The organism is Aeromonas sp. DNRA1, from assembly GCF_963888745.1.
GTDB classification, from domain to species: domain Bacteria; phylum Pseudomonadota; class Gammaproteobacteria; order Enterobacterales; family Aeromonadaceae; genus Aeromonas; species Aeromonas hydrophila.
The window spans coordinates 373,524-393,195 of record NZ_CAWPKQ010000005.1; the positions used below are offsets into that span (position 1 = coordinate 373,524).

Genomic DNA, 19,672 nt, shown 5'->3' on the forward strand with positions numbered 1-19,672 from the left:
TCGACGGGCCACAGAGTATGATTCTTGCCTCGAACGAGAGGGAATGAGATGCAACTGGAAGAGATGGAGGCAAATGCAAGCCGGGCGGTCGCTCTGCTCAAGGCGCTGGCCAACGAGCGGCGCTTGTTTATCCTGTGTCAGCTGCTGGAGCGGGAGCTGTCGGTGGGCGAGCTAAACGAGCGGCTTGGTTTGAGCCAGTCGGCGTTGTCACAGCATCTGGCTGTGTTGCGGCGGGATGAGCTGGTGGAGACGCGCAAGGAGGCCCAGACGGTCTACTATTCGCTGCGCAGCCATGAGGTGCGTGAGATGATAGGATTGCTGCACAAGTTGTACTGCAGCGAACAGAAATAAAAAACCGGCACGAAGGCCGGTTTTTTTAGCTTTGTTCAGCAGATGCTGAATTAAGCCATAGCTTTGATCTGGGCAGACAGGCGGCTCTTGTGACGAGCAGCTTTGTTCTTGTGGATCAGGCCTTTGGTCGCCATACGATCCATGATCGGCTGAGCAACAGCGAAAGCGGCAGTCGCGGCGGCCTTGTCGCCGGAGGCGATGGCAGCGATGACTTTCTTCAGGTAGGTACGGGTCATGGAACGACGGCTGGCGTTGTGCTGACGACGTTTCTCTGACTGAAGAGCGCGCTTCTTAGCAGATTTGATGTTAGCCAAGGTAAAACTCCTAAAACTGTCTTAGCGAGTGTATTGAAAAGGCCCGGAAATATGCCTTCTCAACCACATATTGTCAAATGATTTGTGCAAATAAACACCGCCCCCCGGTGGTGTGTCAGATGGGAGACGGTTAAACTGTCGGCCGATTCTAACAGCATTCTTTTCTTTCCGACAGTTCCAGAGGCCTCGTCTTGAGTAAGAAATTGATCAAATCCGGCATGATAGTGTCCGGAATGACGTTGGCGTCCCGCGTGATGGGCTTGGTGCGCGATGTGGTCATCGCAAATCTGCTCGGTGCCGGGGTGGCCGCAGACGTCTTCTTCTTTGCCAACCGCATTCCCAACTTTCTGCGTCGCCTGTTCGCCGAAGGTGCCTTCAACCAGGCCTTTGTTCCCGTGATGACGGAGTACAAGAAAAAGGGCGACGAGAGCGAAGTGCGCGAGTTGCTGGCCGCGGTGGCGGGCACCCTCGGGGGGATCGTCACCGTGGTCACCCTGCTCGGGGTGTTGGGCTCTGGGGTGTTGACCGCCCTGTTCGGCTGGGGCTGGTTCTGGGACTGGTTGCATGGCGGGCCGGCGGCCGAGAAGTTCGAGATGGCGAGCCTGATGCTCAAGATCACCTTCCCCTATCTCTGGTTCATCACCTTTACCGCCATGGCGGGGGCCATCCTCAATACCTTCGGCCGCTTCGGGGTCTCCTCCTTCACGCCTATCTTTCTCAACATCACCATGATCGCCGCCGCCTGGTGGATCTCGCCCTGGCTGGACGACCCCGAACTGGCGCTGGCCATCGGCGTCTTCCTCGGCGGTCTGGTGCAGTTCCTGTTCCAGTTCCCGTTCCTGCGCCAGATCAACATGCTGGTGTGGCCCAAGTGGGGTTGGCACCATCCAGGGGTGGTGAAGATCCGCACCCTGATGATCCCGGCGCTGTTCGGGGTGTCGGTCAGCCAGATCAACCTGCTGGTCAACACCATGCTCGCCTCGTTTCTGGCGACCGGCGCCATCAGCTATCTCTATTACTCGGACCGACTGCTGGAGTTCCCGCTCGGCATGTTCGGTGTCGCCATCAGTACCGTCATCCTGCCGGCGCTGGCCAAAAAACACGTGGATGCAGATCCGGCCGACTTCTCCCGCACCATGGACTGGGGGGTTCGGATGGTGATGCTGCTCGGCCTGCCGGCCATGGTGGGCATCGCCGTGCTGCGCGAACCCATTCTGCGGGTGCTGTTCATGCGCGGCGAGTTCGGCTTGCACGAGGTGAGCATGTCCAGCGCCAGCCTGCTGGCATCCACCACGGGCCTGCTGTCGCTGATGCTGATCAAGGTGCTGGCCCCTGGCTACTACGCCCGCCAGGATACCCGCACTCCGGTGCGGATCGGGATGATGTCGATGGCGGCCAACATGGCCTGCAACCTCATCTTCATCTATCCGCTCGGTTACGTGGGGCTGGCGCTGTCGACTGCCTGCTCGGGCACGCTGAACGCGGCCCTGTTGTTCAAGGGGCTCCATCAGCAGAACGTCTACCGGCCCTCCCGCCACACCGGGGTATTCTGCCTCAAGCTGCTGACCGCAAGTCTGCTGATGGGGGGCGTGCTCCTCTACCTCTCGCCGGATCTGGCCCAATGGGGCGCCTGGCACATGAGCAAGGCGAGCATGCAGTTGACCATGCTGCTGGTGCTGGGGGGCGCCATCTATGCCGGTGTCTTGCTGGCGCTGGGCATTCGGCCAAAAGATCTGAGAGCAGGGCGGGATGATTGAGTCGGCGCACTATGGCGGAAGTCCCGCCTGAGCCAGCAATCAGGGCTGGATGGCTGAAATCGGGTCAGCAACAGGGCTGACCCAGAGTGCCGCCTGATATATAATCCGGCGATTTTCATAGCAGCGACGCACAAGGCATTGATGGAGCTTATCCGCGGTATTCACAATATCAAGCCCCGTCACCGGGGGTGTGTATTGACCATTGGCAACTTTGATGGGGTTCATCAGGGTCATCATGCCGTGCTGTCTCGCCTGCAGGAAAAAGCAGCCCAACTGGGCCTGCCGGCCTGCGTCATGCTGTTTGAACCGCAGCCGCTGGAGCTGTTTGCTGGGGCCGCGGCGCCGGCTCGCCTCAGCCGCCTGCGGGAGAAGTATGAAGCGCTCAAGGGGATGCAGATTGATCGCATGCTCTGCGTGCGCTTCAACCATCGCTTCGCCGAGCAGTCCGCCACTACCTTCATCGAGCAACTGCTGGTGGAGAAACTCGGTGTGCACTATCTGGTGGTGGGCGACGATTTTCGTTTCGGCAAGGGGCGAGAAGGGGACTTCCACCTGCTGGAAGAGGCTGGCCGGCGCTTCGGTTTCGAGGTGATCAGCACCCAGAGTTTCCAGTTGTCCCGTCAGCGGGTCAGCAGCACGCTAGTGCGCGAGGCCCTCGCGGCCGGTCGCATGGCGGAGGTGGAGCTGATGCTCGGCCGTCCCTATACCATCAGCGGCCGGGTGGCCCACGGCGACAAGCTGGGCCGCACCATAGGTTTTCCCACCGCCAATCTGGCCCTCAAGCGCCAGGTGATCCCGGTCGGTGGCGTGTTCGCGGTGGAAGTGTTATGTTCCGGCAAGACCTTCCCCGGTGTCGCCAATGTGGGTGTACGGCCGACCTTGAGCGGTACACAAGCCAGATTGGAAGTACATCTATTTGATTTTTCTGGCGACCTATATGGTCAACAGGTCAAGGTGCTGCTTCGCCACAAGCTGCGCGAAGAGCAGAAGTTTGCCTCTTTCACCGCCTTGAAAGAGCAGATCGAACGAGATGCCCTGGCGGCCCGAGCCTGGTTCGGGCTGCCACTACTCCATTTACCCAGCACTCTTTTAGAAAAGAAGGGAACCCAGGACTGATGAGCGACTATAAACACACCCTGAATCTTCCGGAAACCGAGTTTCCGATGCGTGGCGATCTGGCCAAGCGCGAACCCAACATGCTGAAACGTTGGTACGATCAGGATCTTTACGGCGCCATTCGCCGCGCCAAAGCGGGCAAGCCTTCGTTCATTCTGCACGATGGCCCCCCCTATGCGAACGGCAGCATTCACATCGGTCACTCGGTCAACAAGATCCTCAAAGACATCATCATCAAGTCCAAGGGCCTCTCCGGCTTCGACTCCCCCTATGTGCCGGGCTGGGATTGCCACGGTCTGCCCATCGAACTGAAAGTAGAAGGCATGGTCGGCAAGCCGGGCGAGAAGGTCTCCGCCGCCGAGTTCCGCGCCGAGTGCCGCAAATACGCCAAGACCCAGATCGAAGCGCAGAAGACCGACTTCATCCGGCTGGGCGTGCTGGGTGACTGGGAACACCCCTACCTGACCATGGACTTTGGCACCGAAGCCAACATCATCCGCTCCATGGCCAAGATCGTTGAAAACGGTCACCTGCACAAAGGCTCCAAGCCGGTGCACTGGTGTACCGACTGTGGCTCCGCGCTGGCTGAAGCCGAAGTGGAGTACTACGACAAGAACTCCCCCTCCATCGATGTGCGCTTCAAGGCCGTTGACGAGGCGGGCGTTGCCGCCAAGTTTGACTGCGCCGAAGGCCACACCGGCAAGGGCCCGATCTCTGCCGTGATCTGGACCACCACCCCCTGGACTCTGCCCGCCAACCGCGGCATCGCCATGCACGCCGACCTGGACTACGCACTGGTGCAGGTTGAAGGGGAGCATCCCGAGCGCCTGATCCTGGCCGCCGAGCTGGTCAAGGACGTGATGGACCGCGCCGGTATCGAGCAGTTCCACAACCTGGGCTACGCCAAGGGCGCTGCGCTCGAGCTGCTGCGCTTCAACCACCCCTTCTACAGCTTCGACGTGCCGGTAGTGCTGGGTGACCACGTCACCCTGGATGCTGGTACCGGCGCCGTACACACTGCGCCTGGTCACGGTCAGGAAGACTTCGTGGTCGGTCAGAAGTACGGTCTGGAAGTCGCCAACCCGGTTGGCAGCAACGGCGTGTACCTGCCGGATACCGAACTGTTTGCCGGCCAGCACGTGTTCAAGGCCAACGCCTCCGTGGTCGAGGTGCTGACCGAGCGCGGCGCCCTGCTGCATCACAAGGTATTCAACCACTCCTACCCGCATTGCTGGCGTCACAAGACCCCGATCATCTTCCGTGCCACCCCGCAGTGGTTCATCAGCATGGAGCAGAAGGGTCTGCGCAAGCGTGCGCTGGAGGAGATCGAACGCATCGAGCAAGACGGCATCAAACAGCATGGCCAGAGCGGCTGGGTGCCGGCCTGGGGGAAAAACCGCATTCAGGCGATGGTCGAGAACCGTCCTGACTGGTGTATCTCCCGCCAGCGTACCTGGGGCGTGCCCATCTCTCTGTTCGTCCACAAGGAGACCCAGGAGCTGCACCCGGAATCCGTGCGCCTGATGCACGAAGTGGCCAAGCGGGTCGAGCAGTCCGGCATCCAGGCCTGGTGGGATCTGGACAAGGCCGAGCTGCTGGGCAGCGACGCCGACCTGTACGACAAGGTGCCCGACACCCTGGACGTCTGGTTTGACTCAGGTTCGACCCACTCCTCCGTGGTCGACGCCCGTCCCGAGTTCAACGGCAATCCGGCCGACATGTATCTGGAAGGCTCTGACCAGCACCGCGGCTGGTTCATGTCCTCCCTGATGATCGGCGTGGCCATGAAAGACAAGGCTCCCTACAACCAGGTGCTGACTCACGGCTTCACCGTGGATGGCCAGGGTCGCAAGATGTCCAAGTCTATCGGCAACGTGGTGAGCCCGCAGGACGTGATGAACAAGCTGGGTGCCGATATCCTGCGTCTGTGGGTAGCGAGCACTGACTACACCGGCGAGATGACTGTCTCCGACGAGATCCTCAAGCGCTCTGCCGACGCCTATCGCCGCATCCGCAACACTGCCCGCTTCCTGCTGGCCAACCTGAACGGCTTCAATCCGGCGACCGACATGGTGGCGCCTGCCGACATGGTGGTGGTGGATCGCTGGGCTGTAGGTCGTGCCAAAGCGGTACAGGCCGAGATCATGGCGGCGTTCGACGAGTACAACTTCCACGGTGTGACCCAGAAGCTGATGCAGTTCTGCTCCATCGAGATGGGCTCCTTCTACCTGGACGTCATCAAGGACCGTCAGTACACCGCCAAGGCTGACAGCCTGGCCCGTCGCTCCTGCCAGACCGCCCTGTATCACATCGCCGAAGCCATGGTGCGCTGGATGGCGCCGATCATGAGCTTCACCGCCGACGAGATCTGGGCGCTGCTGCCGGGTGAGCGCGGCGAGTTCGTGTTCACTGAGGAGTGGTACGACGGCCTGTTCGGGCTGGAAGCGGGTGAAGCCCTCAACGACGATTTCTGGGCCGAGATCCTCACCGTGCGTGGTGAAGTAAACAAGGCACTGGAAGTGGCTCGTGGCGAGAAACGCATCGGTGGCTCCCTGCAGGCCGAGCTGACCCTGTTCGCCAAGCCGGCACTGGCTGCGCGTCTGAACGCCCTGGCCGATGAGCTGCGCTTCGTGCTGCTCACCTCCAAGGCCAAGGTTGTCAGCGTCGATGCCGCTCCGGCAGATGCCGTGGCGACCGAGCGCGATGACCTGTGGCTGAGTGTGGCCCAGTCTGCTGCCGCCAAGTGCGACCGCTGCTGGCACCATGTGGAAGACGTGGGCACCATCGCTGGTCACGAAGAGATCTGTGGCCGCTGCGTCACCAACGTCGAGGGTGACGGCGAAACTCGTCAATTTGCCTGATGAACATGACTCACCATAAAAGCGGCCTGCGTTGGCTGTGGCTGGCAGTGCTGGCCTTTGTACTGGACCAGGCGAGCAAGCTCGCCGTGGTCAAGCTGCTGCCATTTGGCTACCCGGGGGTGGAGATCACCCCCTTCTTCAACCTGGTCCATGTCTACAACAAGGGGGCGGCTTTCAGCTTCCTGGCTGATCAGGGCGGCTGGCAGCGCTGGTTCTTCGCGGTGCTGGCGTTTGCCATCTGCGGCTTGCTGATCCACTGGCTGCGCAAGCAGTCCGTCGCTCAGCGCTGGAGCGGCATCGCCTACTCGCTGATCATCGGCGGGGCGCTCGGCAACGTGTTTGACCGGCTGGTGTTGGGCCACGTGGTCGACTTCCTCGATTTCTACTGGCAGCGTGCCCACTGGCCGGCGTTCAACCTGGCGGACAGCTTCATCTTCATCGGCGCCGCCATGATAGTGTTGGACGGTTTTCGCAGTGAGAAGAAGAAGGACGTGACGCCATGAGCCAGCCGATTGCGGTAGACAGCAGCGTGCTGTTCCACTTCGCCATCAAGCTGGAAGATGGCTCGGTGGCCGACAGCACTGCGCTGCAAGGCAAGCCTGCCCGCCTGCGGATGGGCGATGGCAGCCTGACCTCCAGTTTCGAGCAGTGCCTGCTGGGGCTGCGCGAAGGGGAGAGCAAGAGCTTCACGCTGGCGCCGGAAGAGGCGTTCGGCCTCTCCAATCCCGACAACATCTATCATCTGGACCGCGCCAAGTTCGGTGCCGATGTAGAACCCAAGGTCGGCACCATCATCCTGTTCGACCAGCCCAACGGCAGTGAGCTGCCGGGTATCATCCGGGCGGTGGCAGGGATGTCGGTGACGGTCGATTTCAACCATCCCCTGGCCGGTCACACCGTCACGTTCGAGGTGGAGATCCTGGGGGTTGATGACGAGGAAGCGGTTCACTGATGAATATTCTTCTGGCCAATCCCCGTGGTTTTTGTGCCGGTGTCGACCGGGCGATCAGCATTGTCGAGAGCGCACTGGAGAAGTTTGGCGCCCCCATCTATGTCCGTCACGAGGTGGTGCACAACCGCTACGTGGTGAACAAGCTCAAGGAGGCGGGCGCCGTTTTCGTCGAAGAGCTGGATGAGGTGCCGGATGACAGCATCGTCATCTTCTCCGCCCACGGCGTCTCCAAAGCGGTGCGCGAGATGGCCAAGTCCCGTGCCCTCAAGGTGTTCGATGCGACTTGTCCGCTGGTGACCAAGGTGCACATGGAGGTCCATCGCGCCAGTCGCAAGGGCTCCGAGGCCGTGCTCATCGGTCATGCCGGTCACCCCGAGGTGATCGGCACTATGGGTCAGTACGAGAATCGCGAGGGGGGCATGTATCTGGTGGAGACGCCGGAAGATGTGGCCAAGCTCAAGGTGAAGAACCCGGATGACCTCTGCTTCGTCACCCAGACCACCCTCAGCGTGGACGAGACCTCGGATGTCATCGATGCCTTGCGTGCCCACTTCCCCAAGATCCAGGGGCCGCGCAAGGACGACATCTGCTACGCCACCCAGAACCGCCAGGACGCGGTGCGGGAGATGGCAGGGCTGGTGGACGCCATGCTGGTGGTGGGGTCGCGCAACTCCTCCAACTCTAACCGCTTGCGGGAGCTTGCCGAGAAGGTGGGTGCCAAGGCCTATCTCATCGACGATGCCTCCATGATCGAGGCCGACTGGCTGGCGGGAGTAGAGGCGATCGGTGTCACCGCCGGTGCTTCCGCCCCCGAGGTGCTGGTGCAGTCGGTCATCACGCGCCTGCGCGAGCTGGGTGGCAAGGTGGTGGCCGAGCATCCCGGTCGTGAAGAGAACGTGGTGTTTGAGGTGCCGCCGGAACTTAGAATTATTTGAGCGAAGCCAGGAAGGCTTAAGAATAAAGTGCAATGATATTGACGCCGAGTTTGTTCTAGTGACAGGCTCGGCGTTAAACTTATAAAGCCGTCAATCACACCAAGGATGGGATATGATTGGGTTCTTTCGAGGCTTTTCTCTAGTCGAGCTGATGATTGTTGTTGCCATTGTGGCAATTCTTGGCTCAATTGCTTACCCCTCCTATCAGCGATATCTGCTGACCAGCCATCGTGTCGATGCAAAAAAAATGCTGTTGGATGCCGCCAACCGGCAAGAAACCTATTTTATGGATTTCAATCGATATGCATCTTCGGCTGCTGCACTCAATATTTCCGAGAATTCCGATGCGGGTTTGTACCATCTGGTGATATCTGCCGGTACTAATACGTATGTCTTGTCCGCCACAGCATCAGGTTCACAGGGCTCTGATGAGGACTGTGTCATCTATTCAATCGACCAAAATGGCACTAAAAGTGCCTTCAATGTTGGCAATACTGTCAACAATGATTGCTGGGACTAGTCCATGAAATGGCCCATCTTGAGTTCAATGAAAGGGTTCAGTCTACTGGAAGTAATGATTGCGGCTGTCGTGCTGTCTTTTGGATTACTGGGATTGGTGGGAATGCAGGTGACATCCAAGCTATCTGGCTATGAGGCCAGACAAAGAACGATTGCAAGCTGGTTGGCAACTGACATCGTTGAACGTGCCAGAATCAATCGTTCTATATGGGAGCTTCAGACTGCACAGGCTTGGACTGTCAGTTCGGGTTCTTCCATCAGCAAGCCAAGCTGTGGTAACGAGGATGGCACCATGACCAGTTGCAGTGCAAACGATCTGCTCGCTTTGGATATGTTCAGTTGGCAGCAGTCCTTGTTGGGCGTTGCAGTATCAGGTGCCTCCTCAGTACTACAGAATCCATCCGGCTGTATTATTCGAGGAAATGCCAATGCTATGACAGTCATTGTTACCTGGCAGGGGCGAGAGAGCATTTCTGACGGTACATCGGCCATATCGAATAATATCCGCAACCTGTGTGGTTTTGGCAACGGAACGCTCCAGTCAAGGCGTTACTATATGCTGGCAACAACGTTATGAAAACCAAAGGCTTTACGCTTATCGAATGGCTTATTGCCATGGTTATTGGCGTATTTCTACTGGGGGGGGTACTAAGCATTTATGTGGCTTCCCGTGCCACAACGGAAGATGTTTTTGATCAAAGTGAACTGCAAGAAAATGGTCGCCTGGCCATGCGGATGATTACTCAAGACCTGCGATGGGCCGGTTTTTGGGGTGACTATACCGGAATGCCGATGCAAAAAGATGCTGGTGTTAGTTTAAGTAGTGGAGCCGTTATTTCTGGTAGCAATGATTGCATCGATGAAAGAGGAGAGGGTAGTTTTCCATCCTCAACAACAGTCACGCGGGCACTTTGGGTCGCCAGAGTCGATGCCAGTAAAAATATGACAGGTTTTTCTTGTATTACGTCCTCGTCCAGAATAGCGAATTCAGATGTCATCAGTATAAAACGGCTGATTGGACGACCTCTCACTGGTAGTCTCGATAGTAATCGGTTCTATATGGCGACAACGACTCAAGCTGCATATATTTTTCGTGGTAATGAAGTTGCACCGACCGACACAGCAATGCCAGCACGGCAAATATGGGAATATCAACATTATATTTACTACCTCGCATCAGGTTCATCAGGCATTCCTGAGTTGAGAAAAAGAATGTTAACTGCAAATGGCGGTTCTTTTCTGATAACGGGGTCGATGGCTGACGGTATTGAAAGTATTGTTGTTCTTTATGGAGTGGATACCACTCCCGTGCCAGATGGCGTTATCGATAAATATGTTGGCAGTGTCAATGTTTCATCACAGGAATGGAATGAGGGCCGAGTTGTTTCAGCCAGGGTATTTATTCTGGTTCGTTCCTTACAGGCATCTGCGAAATACAAAAACAATAATGTATATCAGGTTGGTAATATCTCAGTGTCTGGCAATGGTGATGGATTTAGACGCTTGTTATTGGAAAGCAGTGTTGCTATTCGTAATCCTGCAATGATCGCTACAGGAGGCAAGTGATGCGCATACGAGGAGTTGCCTTGATCATTGCTCTTATTATTTTAGTTCCCTTGACTTTAATTGCGGTCATCGTGATGCAGTCAAGTGGAATTGATCTGCGTATGGCGGGAGCTTCAGCAAGTATCCAGCAAGCAGAGCATCAAGTTGAAGGTGTGCTCGAGAGTGCATTGCAACAGAGTGGTCTTTCAACTCGCATTGCAACGATGGGCACAAGTGCAGCATTAAGTATATCGGGAAATAATATCACAACATCAGTTAGCATGACACGTCGAGCAGAGACGATATGTAAAAGAAAGTTCAATGCAAGTAGTCAAAATGTTATCCCTTCCTGCCGCTATGTAGAAATGCAGGCAGGAGTAAATTATGGAAAAAACTCACGTCCATTAAACTGGACTGCAGGTGTCGAGCAACCATTGCTCAAATCTGAATGAGGGGCATAGGATATGCTTGATTATCTAAAATTGTTGTTACTCATGCTGGTTACTGTCATGCCAGCGATGGCAACCAATAGTTACTCAGATGATACTGAACTATTTGTCTATGATTTCTCTAAAGCTGGGGATTTTAGACCGAAAATATTAATTGTTTTCGATAACTCTGGTAGCATGAGTGAGACAATGGATGTTGTTAAAGAAGAATATAATCCATCTACAACATATGCTGCTTTAAACAAAGACCCTGATACTGGTAATAGTAAAAAATATATATACTATTCAACAGATGGTAGCGTGCCGACCATTACTAGTACCAAACGTTTTTCGGATAAAGTTAATGCATGTGCCTCTTCAAAAACACCATTAAGCAACGTAGGATATTTTCAATCACAAGTATGGAGTTATCTATACTCTAGTTTTAATAACAGCGGAGTTCCTCGGCAAGGTTCGTGGACATCAGTTTCTCCATATGTAGAGAGTGAGATTTACTTAGTTGATTGCAAGCAAGATATTACAGCGAAAAATACCGCAAACCCTTTCAGTGGTACCGTTCCTGTCGGAAGTGTGACTGCAGGATATCCTATCAATAAAACATCCAATAATTCAGGCTCTTGGTATTACACTTCAAATATAGCCAATGCAGTAACGGGCAGTAATACTAGTGTTACACTATATTCAGCAAATTACATTCGTTGGTACTATGGCCCTACTGGTTATAGCGTTCAGTCAAGACTGAAAATTGCCAAGGATGCAGTCAAAGGATTGGTCTCTTCAACTCCAGGTGTGGATTTTGGGTTGGCTGTTTATAATTACAATGACAGTAATGGTGGCAGAAACGGCGGGCGTATAGTTAGACGAATTTTAAGTAATGATGAAAATATGGGAGGTGGAGTAACGGCAGAACAAAATTTGTTGTCAACAATTGATAGCTTAAGTGCCGAAACCAATACGCCATTGTGTGAAACTCTGTATGAGGCTTATCGTTTTTTTGGTGGGCAAAGTGTGTATTATGGTGATGATGATAGTACGAGAGTGCCAGCAAGAGACACTTTGGCAGAAAATCCCGTTGGAACTTATAAGTCGCCTTATGACAATTGTTCAAACAATGGTTATGTTATTTATATAACAGACGGTGAACCCACTCAAGATATAGCTGCTAACACCTTGGTCCAAGGGCTTATTAATAATCTTAGCGCGGATGAAAAAGCTGCTTATGGTACAACGGTTGGTTATGGCACCAGTGGTAGTAAAAGTTATCTTGCCGCGCTTGCTGGTTATATGAAACATAAAGATGTGAATAGTGGCTCACCTGGTGTGCAGACTGTGACAACATTCACTGTTGGGTTTGGGGATGATGCGGTAACCGGGGCCGGTAATTTGTTGGCGGAGACGGCTCGTCGTGGTGGAGGGACGTATTATCCAGCAACAGATGCAACAGCTCTGACTCAGGCGCTGAAGTCCTCTTTGTTGGCGATACTGAAAATTAACACATCTCTAGTCTCGCCGGCAATTGCAACTAATAACTTTGATCGCACTCGTAGCCTCAATAATATATATTACGCAATGTTTGAACCTGACTCAGGCCCGCGTTGGAAAGGCAATCTGAAGAAATTGATTTTTTCTAGCAAAGGCTATGTGGCAGATGTTAATGACTTGCCAGCGATAAAAACGGATGGTTCGATTATAGAAAATGCACAGACATATTGGTCTGGTGAGCGTGATGGAAATATTGTTGTGAAAGGTGGTGCCCAAGCAATGCTGGCAGAAAAAGCTTCACGTAGCATTTATGTGATCAATAAAGCCCAGTCACGTTTGGATAACTTCACCAGATCCAATCTGGAAAGCATAGCGGGTAGTGCCTCTACTTTAATTAGCGATCTACAGGTCACCGATTCTGCCGCGGCGGACTCACTGATAAACTGGACACGTGGTGTAGATGTTGATGATGAAGACTTTGATGCTACGACATCTACCAGACAATTCATTCTCGGTGATCCACTCCACTCAAGACCATTAGTCATAAATTATGGGCCACCCTCCGGCAACGCTAATGACGCGCCAGACCTTCGGATTATCATGGGAACAAATGCTGGTTTTCTCCATATGTTTAAGGACTTAGGTTCCAGTATTGATGAAAGCTGGGCTATTATCCCATACGAATTTATGGCAAACCAAAAGGCGCTTCGAGAAAATGTAGAGTCTTCGACACATATCTACGGAGTTGACTCATCTCCTGTTGCATTGATCAAAGATGCTAACCGAAATGGTGTTATCAAGTCTTCAGAAGGAGACTTTGCATGGCTGTTTATAGGATTGAGAGGGGGTGGTAAGAGTTATTATGCATTCAATATTTCCAATCCTGATGCGCCTGCACTGAAATGGAATATCAGCAATCAAACCACAGGTTTTTCTCAGTTGGGGCAGACATGGTCTGTACCTGAAGTTGCTTTTATTCCGGGGGTAACCGATCCGGTATTAGTTTTCGCTGGTGGTTATGATTTGAACAAAAGTAATGCCGGTATCGGTGCTGGAGATAGCTCAGGTGCCGGGATTTATTTCATTAATGCTAACACCGGGGCGTTGATTTTCAGTGCTACACCTGCAGTTGCTTCTTCATCAAATCTCAGCGTGCCTGGTATGACGGATAGCATGCCGGGGACTGTTGCCACCTTGGATAGTGATGGTGATGGAAAAATAGATAGAGTTTATGCAGGTGATACGGGGGGGAATATATGGAGAATGGACCTTCCATCAACCAATAAAACAGAGTGGAGTATTTATAAGTTCGCCAACCTGGGGTCTGATTCTGTACAAAGTGCTGATCGACGCTTCTTTACTCAACCTGTCATTGTCAGGACAATTAATAAGGAAGTGACTAGAACCACTGTAAATGGAAAAGATCAATATACCTATAAAGAGCGTCCATTTGATGCTGTGCTGATCGGAAGTGGTGACCGTAATAGACCATCATCTGAGTCTACGGTAAAAAATGCCTATTTCATGTTGAGAGATTACAATGTCATCGCCAAAAATTATCAAACCAATACACCCACTCCATTGCTAGTCTCAGATCTGTATGATGTGACCAGTGATCCTCTCATTGGCAAAACTACCGATGCCGATATCTTGAATGTGAGGGCTGCAATAACAAGTAAGAAGGGATGGGTATACTGGTTAAATGAACCAGGGGAGAAATCGATGGGGGCTGGTGTCGTATTGCAAGGAAAGCTATATTTCACCTCATTTTTGCCTCAAGTTCAGTCTTTTCAGGAGTGTACCATTCAATCGATTGGTGCAATGCGCCAATATATGATTGATATGCACTATGGTACGACATTTCGATATGTTATAGATCAAGATGGCAATGAGAGTCCTATCCGATATGTTGATGTGAACAACAAAGTTGCTGATGACCTTGTTGTTCATGCTGGGGATGACTCCAAGATCCGTATTATTGGTGGCGCACCAGGGGAAGAGGTGATTCTCAAGAATGAAGGTCAGGGTGAGCCTGAGCGTTGCACCACCGAGGGAGAATGTTCTCAGGGCGCAGATGAAGCAGAAATGGACATGTCTCCCAAAAAGATATACCTCTATGAAGGAGTTCAGTAATGAAATTTATATATTCATTTTCTATGTTGTTTTTTTTGCTTTCGAGTGTGGCTGTGGCTGCTGATATAAAATGCTATGTTGAACTAGAGAATGGCCAAAAGGTGATCTTGCAGACTTCATTATCCGATAATAGCCAAGACAGTATTCACAGAGCCTTCACCAAGAAAGGCTTCGAATATCAAGGGAGAGTAAGCAAAGTCAAAAACATTATTGAGTGTGCTGATGTTAATCGAGAATTCAATCTTGAATCGGCTAAAAAGCAGGAGTTAAGTCAGCCGAGATAATCGTCATGGACATATATTGGCCTGCGGAGTATTTGTACTGCGACCTGATTGGGCTATGACTAGATTGACTTGAGGTTGACCTGATTCACATAGAGTGAGGGTTGCATTTGTGCCAATGCTGGTACCATCCGAACTATATATGGTTGAAATTCTATTTGCCGTCACAACAATCCCATCTGATAGAGATTGACTGCGAGCCAGCAGTGTTTCACCTGTGCTGAGCTCGCTATTGCTGTTATCGTCGATGAAGACAAGAAAATGGTCTGGACTATTTTGCACACATTTATCAGATGCATCAGCAAGGCAGGCAGTTACATTTTGTTGATTATCAATGGCTTGTGTTCTGGCAAAGCGAATAAGCTTCAGAATCATTTCTGACTGGAATGACAGGCTGTTGCTACTGATAAGTTCTTTTAAGGAGGGTAAGCCGACCCCTAACAGAATGACCAGCAGTGAGACAGTAACCATCAGCTCCAGTAGGGTAAATCCATGGTTTTTCATATAGCCCTGAATATGTCGTTCCTTGACTTCTTACAGCTTATCACTGCCAGTGAAGGACTGTCACATTAGAGCTCCCGTCTTGAACTGGCAGAGTCTTCTCCTTTTCTTTATCATTCCCCATCATTTTCGAATTCAAGATGCATCGCCATGGCAAAAGCCCTCTCTCTGATGCTTGCCCAGTTGAATCTGACGGTAGGCGCCATCGAAGATAACTGTGACAAGGTGTTGGCGGCAGCCGCCGAAGCCGACCGGCAAGGCGCCGATCTGCTGGTCTGCTCCGAACTGGCTCTGACCGGCTATCCACCGGAAGATCTGCTGCTGCGCGCCGACCTGATGATCCGGGTGGAGGCCGGCCTGGCCCGCATCGCGGCATGGCAGGGTAACTGCGCCATTCTGGTGGGTCACCCCTGGCGCGACGGGGAGGCACTCTACAACGCCGCCTCCCTCTACGAGCAAGGCAAGCTGGTCGCACGCTACTTCAAGCAGGACTTGCCCAACTACGGGGTATTCGACGAGAAGCGCTACTTCACCGCGGCAACCGAGACCTGTGTGGTCCCCTTCCGTGGTCATCAGCTGGGACTGCTCATCTGCGAAGACCTCTGGCAGCCGGGGCCGGCGCTGGCCGCCAAGGCCGCGGGGGCCGAGCTGCTGCTCACCATCAATGCCTCACCCTATGATCAGGAGAAACCCTGGATCCGCCGCGAGCTGATGGCCGAGCGCTGCGATCAGACGGGTCTGCCGCTGGTCTACCTCAATCAGGTATGTGGTCAGGACGAGTTGATCTTCGACGGTTGCTCCAAGGTGTTCAACAGCCAGGGCGAGCTGACCCACAAGCTGGCTCCGTTTGCCGAAGAGCTGGCGCTGGTGCGCTTTGCCGATGGCCAGCCAGTGAAAGAGCGGGAACCCGCAGCGCCGCTGGAACCCTTGGCAGAGACCTATCAGGCGCTGGTACTGGCGGTGCGCGACTACGTCACCAAGAATGGGTTCCACGGCGCCGTGCTGGGCCTCTCCGGCGGTATCGACTCGGCACTGACCCTGGCCATCGCGGCCGATGCCATCGGCGCCGACAAGGTGCAGGCGGTGATGATGCCGTTCCGCTACACCGCCCAGATGAGCGTGGAAGATGCCAAGGAGCAGGCCGAGCGGATGGGGGTGGAGTTCAATATCATCTCCATCGAGCCCATGTTCGAGGGCTTTATGGCCCAGCTGGCACCGCTGTTTGAAGGTACCGCTCGCGACACCACCGAAGAGAACTTGCAGGCGCGCTGCCGTGGCGTGCTGTTGATGGCGCTCTCCAACAAGCGTCGCCGCATCGTGCTGACCACCGGCAACAAGAGTGAGATGGCGGTGGGCTATGCCACCCTGTACGGCGACATGGCCGGTGGTTTCGACGTGCTCAAGGACGTCCCCAAGACGCTGGTCTTCAAGCTGTGCGAATACCGCAATTCCGTCGATTATGTGATCCCGCAGCGGGTCATCGACCGTCCTCCTTCGGCAGAATTGGCACCGGACCAGGTGGATCAGGACAGCCTGCCCCCCTATGACATCCTGGATGCCATCCTCAAGCGCTACGTGGAAGAGGATGCCTCCGTAGCCGACATGGTGGCGGAAGGCTTCGAGGAGGCGGTGGTGCGCAAGGTGATCCGGCTGGTGGATCTCAACGAATACAAGCGCCGTCAGGCGGCGGTCGGGCCCCGCATCACGGCCCGCAACTTTGGTAAGGATCGCCGTTACCCCATCACGTCCGGGTTTGGCAAACAGAACTGGTAAGGAGTCACCATGAAGAAGATTGAAGCCATCATCAAACCGTTCAAGCTGGACGATGTGCGCGAGGCCCTGGCCGAGATCGGCATCAACGGCATGACAGTGTCCGAGGTCAAGGGCTTCGGCCGTCAGAAAGGCCACACCGAGCTCTATCGCGGTGCCGAGTACATGGTCGACTTCCTGCCCAAGGTGAAGGTGGAGCTGGTGGTGCAGGACGAGGATCTGGATGCCTGCCTGGAAGCGATCCAGAACACCGCCCGCACTGGCAAGATTGGTGACGGCAAGATCTTCGTTTGTGAGGTGGAGCGCGTCATTCGTATCCGTACTGGCGAAGAGAACGAAGACGCCATTTGATGAGATGGCTGTGCCTCGTGATAAGACAACGAATGGAGACTCGATCCTGCTGATGTCCTGGATGCGCCTCGTTGCGGCGGCCGGCCTGCTGGCCGGTCTGACCGCCTGTAGTACCCGGCCGCCGGCCCAGCCGGAAAACCTGTGCCAGATCTTTCGTGAGAAACCGGACTGGCACAAGGCGGCGCTCAAGATGAACGAGAAGTGGGGAACCCCGATCCACGTGGTGATGGCCATGATGTATCAGGAATCCTCCTTCGTGCACGATGCTCAGCCGCCGATGCAGTATTTCCTCTTCATCCCGACCGGGCGGGCTAGTTCGGCCTACGGCTATGCCCAGGTCAAAGATGAAACCTGGGCCGACTACCAGCGGGAAACCGGCAACGGCTGGAGCGATCGCGACGACTTTGCCGACGCCATCGACTTCATGGGCTGGTACACTCACAAGGCCCAGCGGCTGAACGGCACCTCCAAGTGGGATGCGTATGGCCAGTATCTCAACTATCACGAAGGGTGGGGTGGCTATCGGCGTGGCAGCTACCGCAGCAAGGGATGGCTGATGAAGACATCCCGCAAGGTGGAGGCCCGCGCCCAGCGCTACGGCGCCCAGTATCGACAATGCAAGGATCAGCTCTCCAGCGGGGGCTGGTTCTGGTAACCAAATCAGGAGTCAGAAATGCCGTTATTGGACAGTTTTACCGTTGACCACACCCGCATGGCTGCGCCGGCGGTGCGTGTGGCCAAGACCATGCAGACCCCGAACAAGGACACCATTACCGTGTTCGACCTGCGTTTCTGCGTGCCGAACCAGGAGATCCTCTCCGAGCGCGGCATCCACACCCTCGAGCATCTGTTTGCCGGTTTCATGCGTGATCACCTGAACGGCAACGGGGTGGAGATCATCGACATCTCCCCCATGGGCTGCCGGACCGGCTTCTACATGAGCCTGATCGGTGCGCCGGACGAGGCCCGGGTTGGCGCCGCCTGGCAGGCCGCCATGAGCGACGTGCTGACCGTGCAGGAGCAGGGCAAGATCCCCGAGCTGAACGAGTATCAGTGTGGTACCTACAGCATGCACTCGCTGGAAGAGGCTCATGCCATCGCTCGCCACGTGCTGGAGCGCGGCATCGGCGTCAACCGCAATGACGAGCTGGCCCTGCCGGAAGAGAAGCTGAAAAGCCTCTGATTCCTAGGGTAGTAAACATGAAAAAGGCCGGTCATTGACCGGCCTTTTTGTGTGCTGACGAAATCAGGATGGCAGCGGCATCACCCGGTTGCGGCCCAGCTCCTTGGCTTTGTAGAGCAGCTTGTCGGTGCGTTCGACCAGGCTGTCGCCCGTCTCCTGGCCATTGTATTCACCCACCCCGAACGAGGCGGTGATGTGGTCGATACGCCGGCCCGACTTGCGATCCAGGATCGACATCTTTTCGATGGCCCGGCGCAGGCTTTCCGCCATCTGACGGCTCAGCGCCAGACTGCGCATGGGGACCAGCAGAGCAAACTCCTCGCCGCCAAGGCGGTAGGCTGTGACGCCCTCCTTGCAGGTTTCCCGCAGCCGCTTGCTGAAGGCTCGCAGCACTTGATCCCCCAGCAGATGGCCATATTCGTCGTTGAAGCTCTTGAAGCGGTCTATGTCCGACAGGATCAGGGAGAAGGGCTGCTTGCTGCGGATCAGGCTCTCTATCTCCAGATCGAAGGCACGCCGGTTGAGCAGGCTGGTGAGGGCATCCTCGTTGGCCAGTTTGCGAGTCTCGTTGAGCGCCTCGCGCAGCTCCTTGATCTCCTTCTCGGCGCTGCTGAGTTGGTTGCGAAAGTGCATGGTGGACATGCGCACGTCCCGTGACTCGCGCACCAGATCCCGCAGGATCCCCATGGTGTCTTCCAGGCTTAGCCCCTCGTCGTCGATGAGGCTCAGTCGGTCGAAGCTCTTGTCGAGCATGTCCTGAAACATACCGGTGTCGGAGAGGGCATCCTGCATGGTGTGACCAAGCTCGTTGGCCATGGCGGCCAGGTTGAGCTTCATGGTTTCCATCTGCTGCTCATCTTGCGCGGCGAGGTGCTGGTGATAGAGGCGTTCACAGGTGGTGAGAGAGCAGGTTCCCTGCAGCTTGATGGCCTGATCGATGGCCTGATTGAGCTCGGGCATGCTGGCCGCCACGTAGTTATACCAAAGGGTGTAATTATCCGGCGTGGTGGGGATTTGATACTTGATCATCAGGGGAACCGCCTGCTTGAGATAGGCGGCGGATTGGGCGAACGAGTCCTTGCTCATGAGTTCCATGTCTCATCATGCCTGCAAACTGTGCATAGTATGACAGAGAGATTGGCCAAAAGGCAGTCGATGGATGCCATTCGCCC

21 protein-coding genes are annotated in these 19,672 nt (G+C 54.7%); 17 read left to right on the plus strand and 4 right to left on the minus strand.

Annotated elements, in window-relative coordinates; genetic code table 11:
* The first annotated feature begins 48 nt into the window (after positions 1–48).
* Positions 49–351, plus strand: coding sequence for an ArsR/SmtB family transcription factor (locus tag AACQ43_RS17700; RefSeq protein WP_016349423.1), 303 nt, complete (start codon positions 49–51; stop codon positions 349–351).
* A gap of 50 nt (positions 352–401) precedes the next feature.
* On the opposite strand, the gene rpsT is transcribed toward AACQ43_RS17700, so the two are convergent.
* Entirely contained in the window at positions 402–665 is a 264-nt protein-coding gene (rpsT, locus tag AACQ43_RS17705) for a 30S ribosomal protein S20 (RefSeq protein WP_005308808.1), read from the minus strand.
* Positions 666–856: 191 nt separating this feature from the next.
* Here rpsT and murJ point away from each other — a divergent pair, with 191 nt between their 5' ends.
* The gene (gene murJ / locus AACQ43_RS17710) at positions 857–2,422 is read left to right on the plus strand and encodes a murein biosynthesis integral membrane protein MurJ (protein WP_016349424.1); all 1,566 of its coding nucleotides are present in this window, start codon (positions 857–859) and stop codon (positions 2,420–2,422) included.
* A gap of 39 nt (positions 2,423–2,461) precedes the next feature.
* Here the strand turns inward: murJ and AACQ43_RS17715 are convergent, their stop codons facing one another.
* Positions 2,462–2,659, minus strand: coding sequence for a hypothetical protein (locus AACQ43_RS17715; RefSeq protein WP_168967857.1), 198 nt, complete (start codon positions 2,657–2,659; stop codon positions 2,462–2,464).
* Between AACQ43_RS17715 and ribF the strand changes: the two genes are divergently transcribed.
* From ribF to AACQ43_RS17770, 11 genes are all read left to right on the plus strand, one after another.
* On the plus strand, positions 2,564–3,538 hold the full coding sequence (ribF, locus tag AACQ43_RS17720) for a bifunctional riboflavin kinase/FAD synthetase (RefSeq protein ID WP_017409028.1): 975 nt from the start codon (positions 2,564–2,566) through the stop codon (positions 3,536–3,538). The genes AACQ43_RS17715 and ribF overlap by 96 nt on opposite strands.
* A complete protein-coding gene (ileS, locus tag AACQ43_RS17725; RefSeq protein WP_043161566.1) occupies positions 3,538–6,399 on the plus strand; it encodes an isoleucine--tRNA ligase in 2,862 nt (953 codons plus the stop codon). The genes ribF and ileS overlap by 1 nt, the downstream gene beginning before the upstream one ends.
* Positions 6,399–6,902: a signal peptidase II gene (lspA, locus tag AACQ43_RS17730; RefSeq protein ID WP_011704644.1), complete on the plus strand. Its 504-nt coding sequence runs from the start codon at positions 6,399–6,401 to the stop codon at positions 6,900–6,902. The genes ileS and lspA overlap by 1 nt, the downstream gene beginning before the upstream one ends.
* Complete coding sequence (gene fkpB / locus AACQ43_RS17735; RefSeq protein WP_168968044.1) at positions 6,899–7,351, plus strand: FKBP-type peptidyl-prolyl cis-trans isomerase; 453 nt, start codon at positions 6,899–6,901, stop codon at positions 7,349–7,351. The genes lspA and fkpB overlap by 4 nt, the downstream gene beginning before the upstream one ends.
* Positions 7,351–8,286 carry a 4-hydroxy-3-methylbut-2-enyl diphosphate reductase gene (ispH, locus tag AACQ43_RS17740; RefSeq protein WP_045790663.1) on the plus strand — a complete coding sequence of 312 codons (936 nt, stop codon included), beginning with the start codon at positions 7,351–7,353 and terminating at the stop codon, positions 8,284–8,286. Before fkpB ends, ispH begins: the two co-directional genes overlap by 1 nt.
* A gap of 112 nt (positions 8,287–8,398) precedes the next feature.
* The gene (gene tppA, locus AACQ43_RS17745) at positions 8,399–8,806 is read left to right on the plus strand and encodes a type IVa pilus pseudopilin TppA (protein WP_076361500.1); all 408 of its coding nucleotides are present in this window, start codon (positions 8,399–8,401) and stop codon (positions 8,804–8,806) included.
* Between the two features lie 3 nt (positions 8,807–8,809).
* Positions 8,810–9,382 (plus strand): type IV pilus modification protein PilV, encoded by a 573-nt coding sequence (pilV, locus tag AACQ43_RS17750; RefSeq protein ID WP_146061700.1) that lies wholly within the window; start codon positions 8,810–8,812, stop codon positions 9,380–9,382.
* On the plus strand, positions 9,379–10,371 hold the full coding sequence (locus AACQ43_RS17755) for a PilW family protein (protein ID WP_168968045.1): 993 nt from the start codon (positions 9,379–9,381) through the stop codon (positions 10,369–10,371). The genes pilV and AACQ43_RS17755 overlap by 4 nt, the downstream gene beginning before the upstream one ends.
* 20 nt (positions 10,372–10,391) lie before the next feature.
* A complete protein-coding gene (locus tag AACQ43_RS17760) occupies positions 10,392–10,802 on the plus strand; it encodes a pilus assembly PilX family protein (RefSeq protein WP_276844947.1) in 411 nt (136 codons plus the stop codon).
* Between the two features lie 12 nt (positions 10,803–10,814).
* The gene (locus AACQ43_RS17765; RefSeq protein ID WP_168968046.1) at positions 10,815–14,414 is read left to right on the plus strand and encodes a pilus assembly protein; all 3,600 of its coding nucleotides are present in this window, start codon (positions 10,815–10,817) and stop codon (positions 14,412–14,414) included.
* On the plus strand, positions 14,414–14,698 hold the full coding sequence (locus AACQ43_RS17770) for a TapY2 family type IVa secretion system protein (RefSeq protein WP_060390402.1): 285 nt from the start codon (positions 14,414–14,416) through the stop codon (positions 14,696–14,698). The genes AACQ43_RS17765 and AACQ43_RS17770 overlap by 1 nt, the downstream gene beginning before the upstream one ends.
* Positions 14,699–14,701: 3 nt before the next feature.
* Here the strand turns inward: AACQ43_RS17770 and AACQ43_RS17775 are convergent, their stop codons facing one another.
* The gene (locus tag AACQ43_RS17775; RefSeq protein ID WP_081086399.1) at positions 14,702–15,199 is read right to left on the minus strand and encodes a GspH/FimT family pseudopilin; all 498 of its coding nucleotides are present in this window, start codon (positions 15,197–15,199) and stop codon (positions 14,702–14,704) included.
* Positions 15,200–15,346: 147 nt separating this feature from the next.
* On the opposite strand from AACQ43_RS17775, the gene AACQ43_RS17780 reads away from it, so the two are divergent.
* The 4 genes from AACQ43_RS17780 (at position 15,347) to luxS (ending at position 18,500) form a co-directional block, all read left to right on the plus strand.
* On the plus strand, positions 15,347–16,969 hold the full coding sequence (locus AACQ43_RS17780; RefSeq protein WP_168968047.1) for an NAD+ synthase: 1,623 nt from the start codon (positions 15,347–15,349) through the stop codon (positions 16,967–16,969).
* Positions 16,970–16,978: 9 nt separating this feature from the next.
* Complete coding sequence (gene glnB, locus AACQ43_RS17785) at positions 16,979–17,317, plus strand: nitrogen regulatory protein P-II (RefSeq protein ID WP_005308848.1); 339 nt, start codon at positions 16,979–16,981, stop codon at positions 17,315–17,317.
* A 61-nt stretch (positions 17,318–17,378) separates the two neighbouring features.
* The gene (locus tag AACQ43_RS17790; protein ID WP_275065681.1) at positions 17,379–17,972 is read left to right on the plus strand and encodes a transglycosylase SLT domain-containing protein; all 594 of its coding nucleotides are present in this window, start codon (positions 17,379–17,381) and stop codon (positions 17,970–17,972) included.
* A gap of 18 nt (positions 17,973–17,990) precedes the next feature.
* Complete coding sequence (luxS, locus tag AACQ43_RS17795) at positions 17,991–18,500, plus strand: S-ribosylhomocysteine lyase (RefSeq protein ID WP_011704660.1); 510 nt, start codon at positions 17,991–17,993, stop codon at positions 18,498–18,500.
* A 63-nt stretch (positions 18,501–18,563) separates the two neighbouring features.
* Here luxS and AACQ43_RS17800 read toward each other — a convergent pair whose 3' ends face one another.
* Positions 18,564–19,586: a GGDEF domain-containing protein gene (locus AACQ43_RS17800; protein WP_043127928.1), complete on the minus strand. Its 1,023-nt coding sequence runs from the start codon at positions 19,584–19,586 to the stop codon at positions 18,564–18,566.
* Positions 19,587–19,672: the final 86 nt, after the last annotated feature.

Excerpts from the sequence above, each read along its gene's own strand:
- AACQ43_RS17700 (WP_016349423.1), top strand. The coding sequence starts at position 49 with ATGCAACTGGAAGAGATGGAGGCAAATGCAAGCCGGGCGGTCGCTCTG.
- ribF (WP_017409028.1), top strand. The coding sequence starts at position 2,564 with ATGGAGCTTATCCGCGGTATTCACAATATCAAGCCCCGTCACCGGGGG.
- AACQ43_RS17715 (WP_168967857.1), bottom strand. The coding sequence starts at position 2,659 with ATGATGACCCTGATGAACCCCATCAAAGTTGCCAATGGTCAATACACA.
- ileS (WP_043161566.1), top strand. The coding sequence starts at position 3,538 with ATGAGCGACTATAAACACACCCTGAATCTTCCGGAAACCGAGTTTCCG.
- lspA (WP_011704644.1), top strand. The coding sequence starts at position 6,399 with ATGAACATGACTCACCATAAAAGCGGCCTGCGTTGGCTGTGGCTGGCA.
- fkpB (WP_168968044.1), top strand. The coding sequence starts at position 6,899 with ATGAGCCAGCCGATTGCGGTAGACAGCAGCGTGCTGTTCCACTTCGCC.
- ispH (WP_045790663.1), top strand. The coding sequence starts at position 7,351 with ATGAATATTCTTCTGGCCAATCCCCGTGGTTTTTGTGCCGGTGTCGAC.
- tppA (WP_076361500.1), top strand. The coding sequence starts at position 8,399 with ATGATTGGGTTCTTTCGAGGCTTTTCTCTAGTCGAGCTGATGATTGTT.
- pilV (WP_146061700.1), top strand. The coding sequence starts at position 8,810 with ATGAAATGGCCCATCTTGAGTTCAATGAAAGGGTTCAGTCTACTGGAA.
- AACQ43_RS17755 (WP_168968045.1), top strand. The coding sequence starts at position 9,379 with ATGAAAACCAAAGGCTTTACGCTTATCGAATGGCTTATTGCCATGGTT.
- AACQ43_RS17765 (WP_168968046.1), top strand. The coding sequence starts at position 10,815 with ATGCTTGATTATCTAAAATTGTTGTTACTCATGCTGGTTACTGTCATG.
- AACQ43_RS17770 (WP_060390402.1), top strand. The coding sequence starts at position 14,414 with ATGAAATTTATATATTCATTTTCTATGTTGTTTTTTTTGCTTTCGAGT.
- AACQ43_RS17775 (WP_081086399.1), bottom strand. The coding sequence starts at position 15,199 with ATGAAAAACCATGGATTTACCCTACTGGAGCTGATGGTTACTGTCTCA.
- AACQ43_RS17780 (WP_168968047.1), top strand. The coding sequence starts at position 15,347 with ATGGCAAAAGCCCTCTCTCTGATGCTTGCCCAGTTGAATCTGACGGTA.
- glnB (WP_005308848.1), top strand. The coding sequence starts at position 16,979 with ATGAAGAAGATTGAAGCCATCATCAAACCGTTCAAGCTGGACGATGTG.
- AACQ43_RS17790 (WP_275065681.1), top strand. The coding sequence starts at position 17,379 with ATGCGCCTCGTTGCGGCGGCCGGCCTGCTGGCCGGTCTGACCGCCTGT.
- luxS (WP_011704660.1), top strand. The coding sequence starts at position 17,991 with ATGCCGTTATTGGACAGTTTTACCGTTGACCACACCCGCATGGCTGCG.
- AACQ43_RS17800 (WP_043127928.1), bottom strand. The coding sequence starts at position 19,586 with ATGAGCAAGGACTCGTTCGCCCAATCCGCCGCCTATCTCAAGCAGGCG.